The following is a 16,934-nucleotide window of genomic DNA, read 5'->3' on the forward strand; positions in this document are numbered from 1 at the left end:
ATTTATTTTGTTAATAGTCTCACATGTTAGGAATCATTATTCTTAACATATATCACTAAAAGTTTCTGCTTGCAACTTCCTTTCAGTCTTCCTGTTACCGTGTCATGTATATACTCCTGATAAATGAAAATTGCTAGACGAGCATAAATATTCATTTATTCTTTCTTTAGTAAACAATACACTAATTATTGTAAGCTATAAGAATATGGAAAGCTAATTTGTTGTGTGGCTTTACTGCCATTCCTGTGCCCTTATTTATGTCATTCCCGCAAAAATGTTGTTGCGTGGATCGGTTTTTCCGTCATTGCAAGAAAATTTACAATAGTAAATTGACGAAGCAATCTTGGGAAGAATTCCTGAGATTGCCATGCTCACTAACGTTCGCTCGCAATGACGACTTGGTATCTATGCAACAATGCCTCACAGGGATGACATCGCGCAGGCTTTCGGATTCAATAATACTTTGCTAAAATAACCTCAAACTAACAATTACTTATGAAATTAATTATTACCGTAATCATCATGGAAATACTCGCTGGAGCGGAAATAGATTTATTCGTTCCAAGTTTTCCTGAAATACAAGATACATTCAACCTTTCAACTTTTATGACAGAGTTACTACTTGGTGTTAATCTAACTGCTTATTGTATTACTTCACTTATAGTCGGTAATTTAGGAGATAGGTACGGACGCAGACCGATTATTATACTCGGTTTACTGATTTTTAATCTTGGTAGTTTATTTTGTGTATTTGCAAATAATTATGCAGTTATATTATTTGGAAGATTTTTGCAAGGATGCGGGATATCATCGGTTGCAGTGCTAGTATATGTTGTTCTTGCCGATATTTATTCGGTACAAGAACAGCAAAGATTAATGGGCATTTTAAACGGCACTATTGCCCTTTCTATGGCAATAGCACCAGTTATAGGTAGCTACGTCAATTTATTTTGGGGCTGGCATGGCAATTTTGTTTTGTTGCTTATAGCAGGTTTGATCAGCCTAACTCTTGGTATATTATTTATTCCCAAAAGAGAAGTTAATAAAAAAATACGTATTTCTTTAAAAGAATATATACCTATCTTCAAATCGCCAAAAGCTATATATTATATACTTACAATGATATTTCTTGCACAAGGATATTGGATATTTATTGGGATTGCTCCTATTTTATATATGCAAGATTTAGGTGTAACTTTAGAATATTTCGGACTTTATCAAGGAGCAATGGCGGCTCTATTCTCAATTATGAGCTTTTCAAGCGGTTATTGCTTTAAAAAATTCGGTATTAAAAATTGCTTCTATTTTGGAGTTATATTTATAATACTATTCCTACTAGGAAATAGCATATTAGTTGTATATAATATTAATAATCCTTTAACCATAACAATAGTTACTTTATTATTATCTCTTGGCATGATATATCCGATTAACATATTATGGCCATTGCTTTTAGAAGCTATTCCGGACGGTAAAGCTCGTATGGCGGCTGTTTTCACTGCGGCTAGATTAATTTTAACGGCATTTGGGCTGCAATTAGTAGGATTTTTATATAACGGTACTTTTACTCCTCTTGGCATTACTATATCCAGTGTTACGCTATTTGGGTTAGTAATATTACCTAAATTATTTAAGTACGATAAAGTCTTTGAGATTTCTAGTAACGTGTAGATGTCTTTATGTCATCAATTGTGTCGTCATTGCGAGGAAAAACTGTAAGTTTTGACGAAGCAATCTCAGGAATTTGTTATTATTTCATACGATTGCCACGCAGCCTACGGCTGCTCGCAATGACAAAAAAGCTGATTCACGCAGGAATAACCTAGAAACGGATGTAAGAAAAAATAAACAAATGATCAATAACAATTTTATCTTCAAGATAGCTTTCAGATATTTTAGAGCTAAGAAAAACGAAAAGTTTGTTTCTATTATTTCTGCCTTTTCTTTAGTGGGCGTAATGATCGGCGTTGCAGCATTGATAATAGTCATGTCCGTTATGAACGGTTTTCATATAGAGCTTACTAAAAATATTATCGGCTTAAATGGGGATATAGTGATAAATCGGCAAGGTGGTAGTATCGATAACTATGAAGAGATTAAAGCCAAACTCCTAAAACAAGATTATGTAAAGCATGTAACATTCATTGCTCACGGTCAAGCTTTGGCTCTTGGTAAAAGTAATAATAGCGGTGTGCTTGTTAAAGGTATGAACTTAAAGGATCTAAGTGTAAGAAATGAAATTTTTAAAAATGTAAATTTTGGTAGTTTTGATAATTTTCACGGCAAAAACGTAATAGCACTCGGAGAACAATTAGCAAGCAATTTAGGCGTAACCGTTGGGGATAAGATTAGATTAATTTCACCGAATTCAGTTTCTACCGCCTTTGGCAGTATGCCAAGATCAAAAGAATTTAAAGTTATAGCAATTTTCAATAGCGGTATGTATGATTATGATTTGACAACGATATTAATGCCACTTACCGCAGCACAAAATTTCTTATCTCTCGGCGACGATATTAATTTAATCGAAATTAATAGTCTAGATCCCGATAAAGCTCTCGCATATTCATATAAAATACAATCACTATTAGGTCCAACCTTATATGTATTTAATTGGCAAATCTTAAATTCACAATTTTTAAGTGCTCTTGCTGTTGAGCGTACGGCTATGTTTACTATTCTATCTTTAATTATTACGGTTGCCGCATTTAATATTATTTCAAGCTTATTTATGCTTGTTAAAGATAAAACTTCAGATATTGCAATTCTTAGAACTATGGGAGCAAGCACTAAGCAAATAATGCTTATTTTTATCTATAACGGAATGTTTATAGGATTACTTGGCACAACACTAGGTGTAATCCTTGGTGTTACCTTTGCGTATAATATTCAAACTATCAAGAATTATTTGGAACGTATAACCGGTACTAAAATTTTCGAGGCAGCTATTTATTTTCTTTATAGTTTACCTTCAAAAGTAAGAGCTGAGGATATTATTTTAATTACCTCTTTATCTATAATATTGTGTTTTCTTGCGACAATTTATCCTTCTTATAGAGCCTCAAAATTAAATCCCGTGGATGCCCTAAGATATGAGTAATACAGTCCTCATTTTAAAAAATATCTCAAAACATTACAACCAAGGCAAAACTATTGTTAGAGTACTAGATGATCTTAATCTAACGGTTAATGAAGGTGAATTAATCGCTATAATAGGTTCTTCAGGTAGCGGCAAATCAACTTTACTACATATTGCCGGCTTGCTTGATAAACCTACAAACGGTCAAGTCATCATACCCAATAGCAAGTATCAAAAATATCATCTCATTCGTCTTCATTATTTAGGTTTTATCTATCAACAACATCATTTACTTAAAGATTTTACCGCTCTTGAAAATGTTATTATGCCAAGGCTTATTAGTGGTCTTGATCAAAAAGAAGTAATAGAAGATGCAACAAAGATATTAGATGATTTAGGGCTTGGGAAAAAACTCTATAATATGCCCGGAGAATTATCGGGAGGAGAACAACAACGGGTCGCTATAGCTCGGAGCTTAATTAATAAGCCGAAAATTATTTTAGCAGATGAACCGACAGGTAATTTAGATCCAAAAACTACAAATGAAGTATTTAATTTATTTTTAAAAGTAGCAAGAGAACAAAATACCGCAGTTATTATGGTAACACATAACCATGAGTTAGCACATAAAATGGATAAATTATATAAGCTAAAGCACGGATTATTAAATATAGCTTGATTTAAAGCTCAAAAATTCTAATAATTATATGTAGATTCTGTGAAGGTTTCTAAAAAGATTTAATTCTGGCTCTTTTTTGCTGCAAATTATAAGATTTTTTTAAAATATGAATAACTATTCCTTCAAAAACCTTATTAATTTTCGCTAAAAAATATCTTAAAATAGTAAATCAATTAGAAATTTTCACAGAACCTAATATTCTTTTAATAAAGGTTAGTAATGGCTGAGCCTATTATATTTACTCTTTTACTTGGAGATAAAGATCGGATATTAGAGAAAATAAACAAGCAGGAAGTTCAAAATAAACTGCCTATTATCCGGCTAGAAGTTAATAAAACATCACATATACCCGATAAAGAACGTATTTTTTCGGAGATCTTACAAGAATCCCGCAAAAAGGGCAAAACACCGATTTTTAATATTCAACTTAATAACAATAATATACAACCTATTTTTAAGGTACAAGATTTAATTAATTTACAAAATTTAAATATAAAAACTACTATTACTTTTGATCAATATAATTCATTACCCCAAAATTCTGAACTAGAAGCTTATTGGAAGCAAATTATGAAAAAAGTTGATCATGTTTTTTTTACAAATGAAGCAGATCAAAATTTATCTATAGCCGATGGTATAGTACCAAAAGATAAAGCCACTACAATTACGGATATAAGTTTAGTAACATCTGTTTTTAACAATCTTGTATATGATCGTAAAATTGATCAATTACTTTCCGGTACAATACCTGATAAAGAAAAGCTAGATAAAATAATAAAAAACGCTAAAAATCAAGGCGGTAGAGTGATTATAGAAACTTGGCCTCTTTCTGCAGACGAAGCAACAAATCTTATCACTGCTAAATTCGGTATTACCTCTGAAGATCAAATTTACGGATTGAAACTCGAAATTAATGAAATCTTAAAAGATTCAAATAATGCTGCTGAAAACTTAAAAAAATATGTATCACAAATATCTAGGCAATTTCAAAAAGATTTAGGTAAAACTGAGGTAAATCCTATTGACTTTAATTTTAATACAAAGAAAGTTATGAATGATAGACCTAAGGATATACAAGTAGAACAAACAACATCATATGAACCTCCAAAAGCAAACCAACCACAACCGCAAGGTTTTTTAAAAAGAATTTTTAACTATTTTAAAGATATAATAACTAGTTTTAAAGAAGCAATATTTGGCAAAAAAGAAGAACCTAAAACTCACGAATCAACAACTCCAACTACGGAAGCAAAGCCGACAATAACAGAAGAACCACTAACCACTATTGCATCTTCTATAAATCCACCGCAACAGCAAGCTCCCGCTAATAATCAAAAACCATGGGGAAAATTAGGAATTCCACAGGAAATGTATAAGGAATCTCTAAAAGCAGAACAACAATTAGCCAAACCAGTAATAGAGCCAAAACAGCAGATACCTGAAAAAAAATCATCACCGGTTATAAATACTGAAGATCAAGTTGGTGTTTATAATACAGGAAATATAAAACAACCTACTTATTTATACACTGAAGATGATATAAAAAATATATTGGAAGCAAATATAGATAAGAATATGTTCTCTATATTTCATCATGCCTCTTTAGAAGAGCCGGAAATACTAAAAGATACTCTTCGTGTTACAGTAGAGGGTTTAATACTAGATAATAAGCCTGCAATTATACCACTAAATACAGGACATAAACATTGGTTACTCTTAATGGCTAGTAAAGATGATAAAGGTAATATAAACTTTATGTATAATGATCCCTATGGTGAGCCATTGGAATCTCGACCAAAAGTAACAGAATATATTACCGAAATTTATCCCGATGCAAAAATAACAGACCTAAATACCAAGCAACAAGAAAATGTATATGATTGCGGAGTGTTCGTATGCGATAGCGCGATAAAACTCTCTAAAGGGCAAAAAATTCTAACTACTGAAGAATCTAAAGAACAAGGTATAAATTTAAGGAAAGCTCAAGCTAATACATTATTAATACAGCAACAAGCAATAGCGATTGGACACGAATCACGCAAGACATTATCTACAAATAACAAATTTCAAAATCTTATTAACAGTCGACAAACAAAAGATACTGAAAGGAGTCGTTGATAACAAAAAAACATTAGGCAAAATCTATAATTACTAATATAATTACTTATAGTTAATTTATATTTTAACAAAAAATGACTACCATACTTGTGATCGTTATTATAATAATGATCGCCTTATCTGCTTTATTTGCCGCTACCGAAACTGCTATTACCGCTTCTTCCCCAGGAAAGATTCATAAGCTTAAAATCGCCGGTAATAAGCGTGCTAAAACAGTTTTAGAGGTTCTTAAGAAAAAAGAAAAGGTCATAGGAACTTTATTAATAGGTAATAGTTTTATCAATACTGTTTGTACCACTATTGCTACTACTCTCTTTATTAGCTTTCTTGGAGATAATGGACCCATTGTTGCTTCCGGCGTTATGGCTTTTATAATTATTGTTTTTGCCGAAGTAGTACCGAAAGCAATAGCCGTTGCTAAACCTGAACAATTAGCATTAAAAATGGCTTCAACTATCATAATATTTTTAAAGCTTTTCAAACCTATTAATATTGCTCTTGATTACATTACAAAAATATTTTGCTTCATATTTCGTATTAATTTAAACCCTCAAATATCAGGAACGGAAGAAGTAAGAGGCGTGATTGAGCATTACCATCAAGAAGGCGGAGTTTATAAATCTGATCGTAATATGCTCGGCGGGATATTAGATATACGTAATATGACGGTATCGGAAATTATGACTCACAGAAGTAGTATTATAGCCCTTAATATCGCCCTACCTCATGAAGTGATAATTAAAACTTTATTATCGGGTGCTCATACACGTATACCTTTGTGGCAAGATAATAGAGATAATATAATAGGGATTCTCAATCTAAAAGATTTGCTTAAAGCATTATACGAAAATAATAATGATGCAAAAAAAGTTGATATTAATAAACTTCTAACCCCACCTTGGTTTATCCCTGAGAATGCACTTGTAGTAGACCAGCTACATGCATTTAGAGAACGTAATAATCATTTTGCTTGTGTTGTAGATGAGTATGGTACTCTACTAGGTATTATTACTCTTGAAGATGTTATAGAAGAAATCGTAGGCCCCATTACTGATGAACATGATAGACTTAATAATGAAATTATCAAGAAGTCTAATACCGAGTTCATTATAAAAGGAACTACGACTATTAGAGATATTAACCGAGAACTTGATTGGAATTTATCGGATGAAGATGCAAACACTATAGCAGGATTAATAATCCATAAAATTGCTAGAATTCCAAATCAAGGGGAAGTAATTGAAATATTTAATTTAAAGGTAATTATTTTAAAGAAAATTGCCAATAAGATTGATAGCGTAAAAATTACCGTATCACCTACTACCGAAGGAACAATAAGCAGTGAGTGAAATCGGTAATTTTTTACTGCTAACAACGATGTGCTTGTCGGTTATCGGTTTGTCTTTTGTCTTTTATGTCATTCCTGCAAAAGCGGGAATCCATAAAAAATCTCTATTTTATAGACTGGATTCCCGCTTTCGCGGGAATAACCACTACCTCATTACTTTCCCCTTCTACATAGCTGCCTCATGTGCTATACTTGTCTTTTTTATCCTAGTCTATGCTTTTATTATCTCTGACTTTTCACTACAAAATGTTTTCTTAAATTCCAGTACTTTAAAACCTTTAATATATAAAATAGCCGGTAGTTGGTCGAGCCACGAAGGCTCAATGTTATTATGGTTTTGTTTATTACAAATCGTTAGTTGCTGTTATATATTTTTACTTGAAGATAACCGTCTTAAATTTTTATCTATTATTATTCTATCAGCTATACAATTATTTTTTAGCAGCTTTATTTACTTTACCTCCAATCCTTTTAACGTGTTTTCTTTCGTTCCTAAAGAAGGGTTAGGCTTAAACCCGATGCTACAAGATATTGCTTTGAGCATCCATCCTCCTCTGCTTTATTTAGGCTATGTTAGCTATGTAGTACCGTTTACTATTGTTTGTGCCTCTATGTCATTCTCATACCCACTTATGTCATTCCCGCGAAAGCGGGAATCCATTAATGACATAAGACTTCTCAAAACATTTTCCAATATCGGTATCTTATTTACTACCATAGGAATTAGCCTTGGTTCTTGGTGGGCATATAGAGAACTCGGCTGGGGCGGATTTTGGTTTTTTGATCCGATAGAAAATATTTCACTATTTCCTTGGTTATCCGGAATTATGCTCCATCATTCTATAATTGTAACAACAAAAACCGGACGTATGCAAAACTGGACGATAATTTTATCCATCATTACTTTTTTATTAGTAATATTTAGTACTTTTTTAGTACGTTCCGGTTTTATTACCTCAATTCACTCTTTTGCATTCTCACCTGAGAGAGGAATATACTTGCTTGGGATATTTTTGATTATGGGGATTGGTAGTATTGGGTTGTATACTACCACGTCATTGCGAGGAAATGCATTAGCATTGACGAAGCAATCTCAGGAAACTAGCCGAGATTGCCACAGCCACTTTCGTGGCTTCGCAATGACGAATTGTGGGAACTCCATACTCCTCGGTAATATATTCCTCCTTCTTAGCCTTATTGTGCTAATAGCTGCCACACTTTATCCGCCAATTTACTCTTTATTCGACGATAAACCTATTATTATTAGTGAAACATTTTTTGTTAATAATTTTATTATATTCGTTATCCCTATTCTTGGTACCATAGGATTATTTACTACCAGAAGCTCTATTAAAAAACATATTATAATTCTAATATTATCTCTAATAATTACTTATTTAATATCATTAAAAATAACATTTAGTGTTATATCGATTTTAACTATAATCGCATCTATATTTCTTATGCTTCATAATATTCATTATCTTTTGGTTAAAACTAATTATTGTAGAAATAGACTTAAAGCAAGTAACGCTAGTATGATCCTTGGGCATTTTGGTTTTGCACTAATTAGTTTTAGTATTACTATGAATACATTATTACAAAGTGAAATGGATTTTACCGGCAGAGTAGGAACAAGTAAAACATTTAACGAATTTAAAGTAACATTGCAAAATATTAAGTTTGCTCAAGGTAAAAATTATTATAGACAAATCGCTGAATTTTGGCTTGAGGATAATAGCCGTAATATAACTATATTAAAGCCGGAAAATAGGCTTTATATAGTTGAAAAGAGTTTATCGCAAGAAAGTGATATATACTCTTACTTATCATATGATCTTTACGCAGTTTTAAGTAATATAGACGGCGATATAATCCATGCTAAAATATATTACAAGCCAACGATGAGCTTTATTTGGCTTGGAATTATTCTTACCGCGTCCGGTTTTTTTATTGCACTAATCAGAAAAAATTCTAGCTAATTTGAACCATCACATTTAAGGTTTAAAATTTTTATACTATTCGGATGATCAGCTCCGAATTGTTCTATCTGATTATTACGGAATTTTTCATACCAAAATTTCTTAGGTAAAGTACAACTAGGACTGCAAAATACATATTACTTATTTCATACACATTTTTCATATTTTCTTTATAGTTATTCCAATATATATTTTCAACAGTAGCATAAGTATCTACCGCCTCCTCATTTTGATTAAGTAACACTAGTGCATCCCCTTCAGCAACAAACGTTTTTGCCAAATCTATATCCGGTGATATAATAATCTCTTTGTTAGGTCTAGTTGGATCATTAAGAAAAATTGCTTTAGCTTTTTTATTCTAGAGCCTCGGTACATCACCTAAACCTAGTTTTGCTCTTGATTTTTGGGTAAAAATTCGTCCAAATACTTGATTTTCCTCTTTTTTACTCGACTTATTCATATCATATACTTGTTCTAATAAAAAAAGAGCTTCCTGATGTTTCTTAAGATTATTTAATACATCTAATTTAATGAGATATGAACCGGTAAGAAATAAATCTTGAGGTTTCATCCCGTTTTCGGTACAAGCATTTATAGTATCGTCAATTCTTCTTAATGTTTCATAATTTTTACCTTGGATATTAAATAATTTAGCTTTTGCACAATATATAGTTGCTATGTCAGTTTGATCTACTAGATTTTGATTGAACATATATTCCATCATTTGGATATTTTTTTTCTGCTTCTTCTAGATTTCCTAGCTGAATATTGGATATAGCCGAACCGAAAACTACATTACATTTTATGGAATCATATCCTTTCACTTTATCAAATACCTACTTAGCTTTCGTATCATATTCAATTGCTTTTTTAGGATCCGACCAAGTTCTATAATACACCCTATGCGTCCTAAATATGCAGCATAAGCAAATTTTTCTTCATTATTCATTGTCCATAATTTAAATTTACCTTTTTGATTGTTTTTATCAAACCAATTTACTAATTTTTTTGAGTTATATAAATCGGAAGAATTAGCATATTGTATTAATAAATTTATAACTCTAAAATTTTATATATCGATATATCGTATTTTTCTACATTTTTTGTAATTAATCCGGTATAGTTTTAGCATTTCTAAAAATACGCCCCTTTACTAAACTTTTAGGTATAGAATTTAAAAGATTAGTAACACTACGTTCAAGATATTCTTTATTTCCTTTATCTCCATTTATTTGTAATATTTTTTCAGCTATAACATTATGCATTTCAAATATCGGATTAACTTCATTAGGTTCAATATTAGAGATCAAAGCAAATTTAGAAAGCTGATAAATATCATCGTCTAGAATATGCTTATCTTCAGTAATAGAATTTAATAATTCTCTTGAAAAACTTTGATTATTAAGCAATGCTATCCCATCTAGTAATCTCTTGGCACTAGGCTTTAATTCATTGCTAACAAGTTTTATATTTAGCTCAATTTTATCCTTAGAGGCTTTTATCTTTTTCTTGTATTTCTCTAAGTTTAAACCTTGTATTTGATTTAATATTTGTGCTTCTTGAACTACGAGAATCGGATAACCTCCAAATTCTTGAGTCAAAAAATTTATTAATTCCGGATTTTTATCTTCCAATATATTTTTTGCAAGTAATGCAGCTTCCGGCTTAGTGAAAGCGTTTGCTTTGATTATGTTAGATAATAATTCATCGTCTTGGGAACAAAATATAATATTACCGTTATACTCCCAATTAATAAAACCCTCTATTTTCTTATTCTCGCCTATTTTTAAATTATCAAACACCAATAACCATTTATCTTTACTTGCTAGATAAACCGTTAAATCTTTCTTCATCACTGCCATATCTTCTGAAATCACCGGTGATTTTACCTCGGTATTAATAGCTTTAGATAATTTGAGTAATTGCTGCTCTATATTTAGATTACAATCAATCAACCAAATTATGTTATAGTTATCTTTATTTTCATAAGCGTACATTCTAGCAAGCTACGTTTTACCCATACCGCTTACCCCTACTACACTAGATTGCTTATATTTATTAAGATTTTCTTTTAGTTTTTCCAATTGGGATACATGATTTATAAAATAGCTAACTGGTACAACTAAATTGAATATTTGACTTTGAGCAAATATACTTCCGCTTATTAGAAGCATAATAATCACTAATATATATTTTTTTCATAATATTTATTAATTTTAAATTCTTAGCTGTAAAAATTTATATCTTTCCGACTAGAAGTCAATAAAATTTGAGGTTAGTGAAGGTATTGCACGGGGTGGAAAAGTAGGTGATGTCATTCTCGCATAGGCGGGGGGTTGTTGTATGGCTTGTTTATGTCATTCCCGCGCAAGCGGGACTCCAGTAATTTAAAGATTATACACAATAAGTTTGTAAAATTAAAAGCTCGATTTATCTCACTTTTTTCTGGATCCCCGCCTACACGGGGACGACATACAGTAGGTTTTTTGAGCCATGCGACAAGGCATGTATGCGGGAAGAAAGAACAAACAAAGCCCCCTTTCTTCAAAGAGGGCTTTTTTCTTGAGGAACTTATAAACTTGCTAATCGGGAGCGATTAGAAGTTTACACGGACTTTTAGAGTACCTTGATGTGCAGTATATTTACTTGCAATCTGAGCATCATAACCGATTCCGTACTCCATCTTAGCATCAGGTCTTATGCTTGCACTTAAACCTAAATTATAAGATGTTTTAGCGGTTCTGTCAGACTGGCTGATACACGGAGTAACTTGTCCGTCTAATACAGACTGAGTTTTAGATAATCTACCATTTACTTTGTGAACCACAAAAGCGTGAGCTTCCGGATATACCACAAGATCAGTTATGTTCATAGTACCGCCGGCTACTTTAGCACCTACTATTAAATCGGTTCTATCGCTAAACTTGCTGTTAACTTGCTTGTTTGCAACTGTTGTACCGGTTTCTTTGTAGTTTTCGTCAGAAGACTTTAAGTAGCTAAGTCCTGCCATTGGAGTTACTAACACACCTTGCATTGCATTGTAATCATAACCGACTGTTAAGTTACCACCGAATGTCATGTTATCGTAATTACCGGCAGCAATTTGCTTGCTCATATTACCGTTAGCATCGAAGAAGTAACGCTGACTTTTGTTCTTCACTTGGTTTAAGCTAAATATTGCACTACCTTGAGCAAAGAAGTTCTCAACAAGCTGCTGGGCACCATATAGAGAGAATGAGAAACCGTTAACGTCGGTTTTATCACCTTTCTTATAATCTTGGTGTTTTATATCAGTTTTAGTGATACCGATAGCAGCACCGATCATTAAGTTATCGTTAGCTAGCGTATCCAAACCGATTACGACACCGGTGGTTTTAGCTTTATAACCAGCTAAACCACCTTTCTTACTTTGATGTGCATCAGTATAGAAAGGTTTTGCCCATATACCGTAAGCTACATTATCAACAGCCTCGTCACCTGCAGCAACCGCAGCCGGTATTGCTCCAGCTTCAGGTCCAGCCATTTCAGCAGTTTCAGGAGTACCTAAATATCTAAGAGCACCTAATCTGTTACCAAGTTGAGCTTGGATATTTTTAGCTACATCTAATTGTACATTAGTTACGGCCGCACTTGTATCGGTAACGATAGATCCGACAAAGTTAGCAGAATCAGCACTATTTTTAGCTAAAAGAAGATTATTATATGCTGCAGTATTAGTTGCATTTACAAATGTTGTAACGTTCTGACCTACACCCAGTGCACCTCCAAACGTACTACTTGCGATATCATTAGTAACTACGTTTTCTACATTGTTAGTACGTGTTATTACATAATCTTGGTTAGCAGCACGTATTAAACCGTAATTTACGAAACGATTACTTCCGGTTACAGCAAAGTCAGGATCTCCTAAAGTACCGTTAAATCTAGCACCACCTTGGATTAAAGTATAAGTTTGTGTACCACTGAAATTTGCATTGGCCTTATCTTGTACGTTAATGGTTGTAGTTCCTGTGGTTGTTGCATTAACTCGAGCACCTTCCGCGATAACGATGTGACCTATATTACCGTCTGCTAATGTTAAAGTAGTTTCAATAGAAGTATTGTTTCCCAATGTTGAAGTACCACTTGCAAATGTTAAAGTATTTGTACAAAGATCGATTGCACCGTTAATAGCAGTAGTACCACCGCCTAAAATTACATTAGAATTGACAATATCTAAGTCATAAGTACCAAAGTCTATGACTTGTGAATAAATATTTCCTTGTAATACTGCACCATTATCACTACCCGTACCACTACCCGTAAATCTAACAGAAGCTACAGGAGTATTTGAAGCACCTATACTACCGACGTATGCACCACCTAAATAAGTTACAGTACCGTTATTAGCTTTAGTAGTAACAATCATACTTGTAGAATTAGACAATATACCGTCAGCAAATCTTACATTAGCGTTACCGTTAACACTTCCAAGAGTAATTTTACCGTTAAAAACTGTTCCGGCTATACCGCCTGTAGTAACAGTTACACCGTCATTAATTGTTGTGTTAGTTGCAATAATATTACCTAAGTTGTTATAGTCTGTAGTGAACGTTACTTGCTTTAACTGTGAAGCGCTAGCATCTTTGCCTAAGCCATAAACTGTACCAGGGGTATTAGGAACACCACCGCTAAGTATGACAGTACCTTGATTATTGTTTGTAGTACCGATACCTGCATATAATTTAGTAGCATTAACGATTATGCCGTTATCGCTTCCAAGACCCAGACCTACGATATTATTTTGATCACCGATTACTTGACCGTCAGCGATGACACTATCAACACCTGAAACAATCACTTTAGGAGCATCAAAACCTTTAGCTGTTTCATTACCTACGGTACTTTTAATTGTTACATCATTGAATGGAATGCCGCTAGGTAAGAATAAAGTTGCACCTAAACTTGAATTTTCAAAAGCAATCGTACCAGTCACAGCACCATGAGCATTACCTGCATTACCTATCTCATTAACCACTACGTTACCGGGACCAGAAACCGTCATTTGTTTTAAAACACCAACAGGTGCAGCTTGTTTGTTTAATGTTACGGTAATAGGACCGGTGTTAACGAATTCTACTATACCAGTACCATCGGCAGATGCAACAAAGTCTGCAGTATAGTTACCACCGATTTGTAAGGTAGACTTAGCTTCAATTTTAGTTCCACCGTTAAACATTGCATTACCTAAGAACTTAACAGTAGTACCGTTATCTAATTCTACAGTATTAAACTTACTACCTTGCTGTCCACCAACTGTACCGCTTACTATATTTGTTCCACCGGCATTAAAGACGAAAGAACCTACGTTAGCATCGGTAGTAGTAATATTAGTAGCATATAAATTTACACCTTTACCAACATTTAATATAGTATCAGCATGAGCCCCTTTAGATCCAAAATTAATTTCTGCAAGTGGATTTGCAGCACTACCTAAATTTGTACCAGCTGCAAGAGTTGTATTATTATTTACAACAGGATTAAATATTATTTTACCTTGACCGGCAGCATTTGTAGTTTTTGTTATTAAATAAGTATCATGAGCAAATTGTACTGAACCGTTATTTCCAATAACTAACTCGTTAATAGCAACATTACCGCCATTTAAAGCTGTTTTACTTGAGCCAACATTAAATTGTCCAAGAGTTTTATTATTAGCTCCAACAGTACCGATTGTACCGCTAATAGTTAAAGTTTGAGCATTTGTTAGGCTACTCGCATCAACAACACCTGTTTGATCAGTATTTATAGCTAAATCAAAATCAACTAAAATATTATTTTGAGTGCTTGTTAATTTAATAGTACCACCGTTAGCTTGGAAATTAATCGTTCCACCATTAGCACCGATAATATTTGCTCCACCAAGTGTCAATGTTTTTGTAGCATCGTTAGCTAAAGTAATGCCTTGTAACGCAGCAGCACCGCCACCGTTACCTATATCGCCGGTAATTGTAGCACTACCGTCTAAGGTAATAGCACCAGCTGCAAGAGCACCGCCGACAACAGCAGTTTGGTTAACTTTACCGTTTATAACTGTACCATCAGCAAGTTTAAAGACAGAACCGGCATTTCCTAAACGTAACTCGGCAGTATGTGTTCCTGATAATTGGACAACTCCGACACCTGATGCTTCAATTGCTGTAATATTATTTGTCACCGCAACATTTGCATCTGCACTAGCACTTGCTAAAGTACCGTTAGCAGCAAAAGTTATCACACCTGCAGTGTTCTCGGGATTGCTAGCATTACCTGTAAAATTACCGGTAAGGGTCATAGTATCAGGAACTGTAATCTGTGCTGCAAGATTACCGAAATCAGTAGTACCAAAGTTTGAGTTTTGGGTTATTGCAACTTTAGAAGCTGCTGTTTTAAAGGCAGTAGTACCGTCTGTACCAACATCAACTATGTGTCCAAAATTTACTTGCCCACCTGCATTAGCACTCTGTATAACCATGTCTTTAGCATAAACTTGTCCAGTGATTGTTGCTGCATTACCATTACCTACGCTAACAACAAATCCTGCAGCTCTACCTGCGTCATTATTAGTACCTATTACTGCATTAGCAGGGCCTGCATTAGCTATAAGTTGACCGGCTACTGCAACAGTGTTAAATTCGATAATACCTTTTAGATTACCGCCTAAACTTCCTGTAACGTTAAAGTCGGTAGCAGCACCATTCTTACTTAATAATACTAATCTACCCGTACCGTCTGTTCCATTAAAATTAATAGTAGCACCACCTACTTGTAAATTTAAAGCATTACCACCAGCAGCAACATTAGTATTGAAAATGAAACCTTGACCGTCACCGATATTAATTGCCTTAACAGTAGCAAAACTTTTATCTGAAACTTGAATAAATCCATTAGTAACATTTAATGTACCGTTAACACCATTAGCTATTACAGCATTACCTCCAAGTATAAGAGGAGCTTTTTGAGTTGTAGGCTCTGCTAAATTAAATACTAATGTAGAAGCCGCAGCACCAAAGTCTATTGCTCCTACACCGCTAAGATCATTATTGGCAACAGCAACACCACCATTAAATTGTGCAACAACATTTTGAGCATTGTTTGTAACAGCAGCTTGTGCATTAGTAATACCTTGACCTGTTATAGTAAGAGTTTTACCGGCACCAAGCGTAAGGTTAAAGGAGTTACCATTATTAGCAACATTAGTGACGAACCCTAAGGTAGTATCTGCACTCACTGTCACTGCTAAATTGTTTGCAGTACCTAAAAACAAACCGTTAAAACTACCGGCTGGAGTATTGAAATTAATACCATTATTAGCATTAGCAGTAATAACTGCATTTGGAGCAACCGCAGCATTTACTTGAGCGGCAGTTTGGTCAAATCCCGCACCATCAACAGTTGTAGCAGCTCCGTTTGTTGTTCTATTCTGCTGTGTAGCAGCACCCATAGCTGAACCTGCAAAACTGGCTACTATGGTAGCTGTAGAAGCAGTTACCAACCCTGCGGAAATTAATTTTTTTAGAAAATTTGGTTTTTGAGCCATAATTTTTGTCCTATATTTAAGTTAAAATTTAGTACCTAGTATTAAAACAAACTTATCAAACGTGAGTCAAGACATCCCACACTTGATAAGGAAATAACCTAATATTTTGTTTCAATAGTTTCTAAACTACGGATCGAGCATACTATATATTGTATATAATTACAAGCATC

The 16,934-nt window shown here is 33.5% G+C and carries 11 protein-coding genes; 6 read left to right on the top strand and 5 right to left on the bottom strand.

The window, feature by feature from the left end; all coding sequences use genetic code 11:
- Nucleotides 1-495 precede the first annotated feature (495 nt).
- The 6 genes from MCI_RS02540 (at nucleotide 496) to MCI_RS02565 (ending at nucleotide 9,206) form a co-directional block, all read left to right on the top strand.
- On the top strand, nucleotides 496-1,671 hold the full coding sequence (locus tag MCI_RS02540; protein ID WP_014409533.1) for a multidrug effflux MFS transporter: 1,176 nt from the start codon (nucleotides 496-498) through the stop codon (nucleotides 1,669-1,671).
- Nucleotides 1,672-1,852: 181 nt separating this feature from the next.
- A complete protein-coding gene (locus MCI_RS02545) occupies nucleotides 1,853-3,100 on the top strand; it encodes a lipoprotein-releasing ABC transporter permease subunit (protein WP_014409534.1) in 1,248 nt (415 codons plus the stop codon).
- Nucleotides 3,093-3,758 (top strand): ABC transporter ATP-binding protein, encoded by a 666-nt coding sequence (locus MCI_RS02550; protein WP_014409535.1) that lies wholly within the window; start codon nucleotides 3,093-3,095, stop codon nucleotides 3,756-3,758. The genes MCI_RS02545 and MCI_RS02550 overlap by 8 nt, the downstream gene beginning before the upstream one ends.
- A 219-nt stretch (nucleotides 3,759-3,977) precedes the next feature.
- On the top strand, nucleotides 3,978-5,876 hold the full coding sequence (locus MCI_RS02555) for a Ulp1 family isopeptidase (RefSeq protein WP_014409536.1): 1,899 nt from the start codon (nucleotides 3,978-3,980) through the stop codon (nucleotides 5,874-5,876).
- A 74-nt stretch (nucleotides 5,877-5,950) separates the two neighbouring features.
- Complete coding sequence (locus MCI_RS02560) at nucleotides 5,951-7,225, top strand: HlyC/CorC family transporter (protein WP_014409537.1); 1,275 nt, start codon at nucleotides 5,951-5,953, stop codon at nucleotides 7,223-7,225.
- Entirely contained in the window at nucleotides 7,218-9,206 is a 1,989-nt protein-coding gene (locus tag MCI_RS02565) for a heme lyase CcmF/NrfE family subunit (RefSeq protein WP_083837084.1), read from the top strand. Before MCI_RS02560 ends, MCI_RS02565 begins: the two co-directional genes overlap by 8 nt.
- A 64-nt stretch (nucleotides 9,207-9,270) precedes the next feature.
- Here MCI_RS02565 and MCI_RS02570 read toward each other — a convergent pair whose 3' ends face one another.
- From MCI_RS02570 to ompB, 5 genes are all read right to left on the bottom strand, one after another.
- A complete protein-coding gene (locus MCI_RS02570) occupies nucleotides 9,271-9,486 on the bottom strand; it encodes a hypothetical protein (RefSeq protein ID WP_041404104.1) in 216 nt (71 codons plus the stop codon).
- Nucleotides 9,487-9,564: 78 nt separating this feature from the next.
- Nucleotides 9,565-9,918 (bottom strand): hypothetical protein, encoded by a 354-nt coding sequence (locus MCI_RS09625; RefSeq protein WP_232202710.1) that lies wholly within the window; start codon nucleotides 9,916-9,918, stop codon nucleotides 9,565-9,567.
- A complete protein-coding gene (locus tag MCI_RS09630; protein ID WP_232202711.1) occupies nucleotides 9,887-10,030 on the bottom strand; it encodes a hypothetical protein in 144 nt (47 codons plus the stop codon). The genes MCI_RS09625 and MCI_RS09630 overlap by 32 nt, the downstream gene beginning before the upstream one ends.
- A gap of 285 nt (nucleotides 10,031-10,315) precedes the next feature.
- Nucleotides 10,316-11,203 carry a hypothetical protein gene (locus MCI_RS02580; protein ID WP_232202712.1) on the bottom strand — a complete coding sequence of 296 codons (888 nt, stop codon included), beginning with the start codon at nucleotides 11,201-11,203 and terminating at the stop codon, nucleotides 10,316-10,318.
- Between the two features lie 599 nt (nucleotides 11,204-11,802).
- Nucleotides 11,803-16,764, bottom strand: a complete 4,962-nt coding sequence (gene ompB, locus MCI_RS02590; protein ID WP_014409540.1) for an outer membrane protein OmpB — start codon at nucleotides 16,762-16,764, stop codon at nucleotides 11,803-11,805.
- Nucleotides 16,765-16,934: the final 170 nt, after the last annotated feature.

The sequence above is a fragment of the Rickettsia montanensis str. OSU 85-930 genome (assembly GCF_000284175.1).
Classification (GTDB): Bacteria; Pseudomonadota; Alphaproteobacteria; order Rickettsiales; family Rickettsiaceae; genus Rickettsia; species Rickettsia rickettsii.

Bases quoted from the DNA above. Each gene is read 5' to 3' on its own strand.
- MCI_RS02540 (WP_014409533.1), top strand. From the start codon at position 496: ATGAAATTAATTATTACCGTAATCATCATGGAAATACTCGCTGGAGCG.
- MCI_RS02545 (WP_014409534.1), top strand. From the start codon at position 1,853: ATGATCAATAACAATTTTATCTTCAAGATAGCTTTCAGATATTTTAGA.
- MCI_RS02550 (WP_014409535.1), top strand. From the start codon at position 3,093: ATGAGTAATACAGTCCTCATTTTAAAAAATATCTCAAAACATTACAAC.
- MCI_RS02555 (WP_014409536.1), top strand. From the start codon at position 3,978: ATGGCTGAGCCTATTATATTTACTCTTTTACTTGGAGATAAAGATCGG.
- MCI_RS02560 (WP_014409537.1), top strand. From the start codon at position 5,951: ATGACTACCATACTTGTGATCGTTATTATAATAATGATCGCCTTATCT.
- MCI_RS09625 (WP_232202710.1), bottom strand. From the start codon at position 9,918: ATGTTCAATCAAAATCTAGTAGATCAAACTGACATAGCAACTATATAT.
- MCI_RS02580 (WP_232202712.1), bottom strand. From the start codon at position 11,203: ATGTACGCTTATGAAAATAAAGATAACTATAACATAATTTGGTTGATT.
- ompB (WP_014409540.1), bottom strand. From the start codon at position 16,764: ATGGCTCAAAAACCAAATTTTCTAAAAAAATTAATTTCCGCAGGGTTG.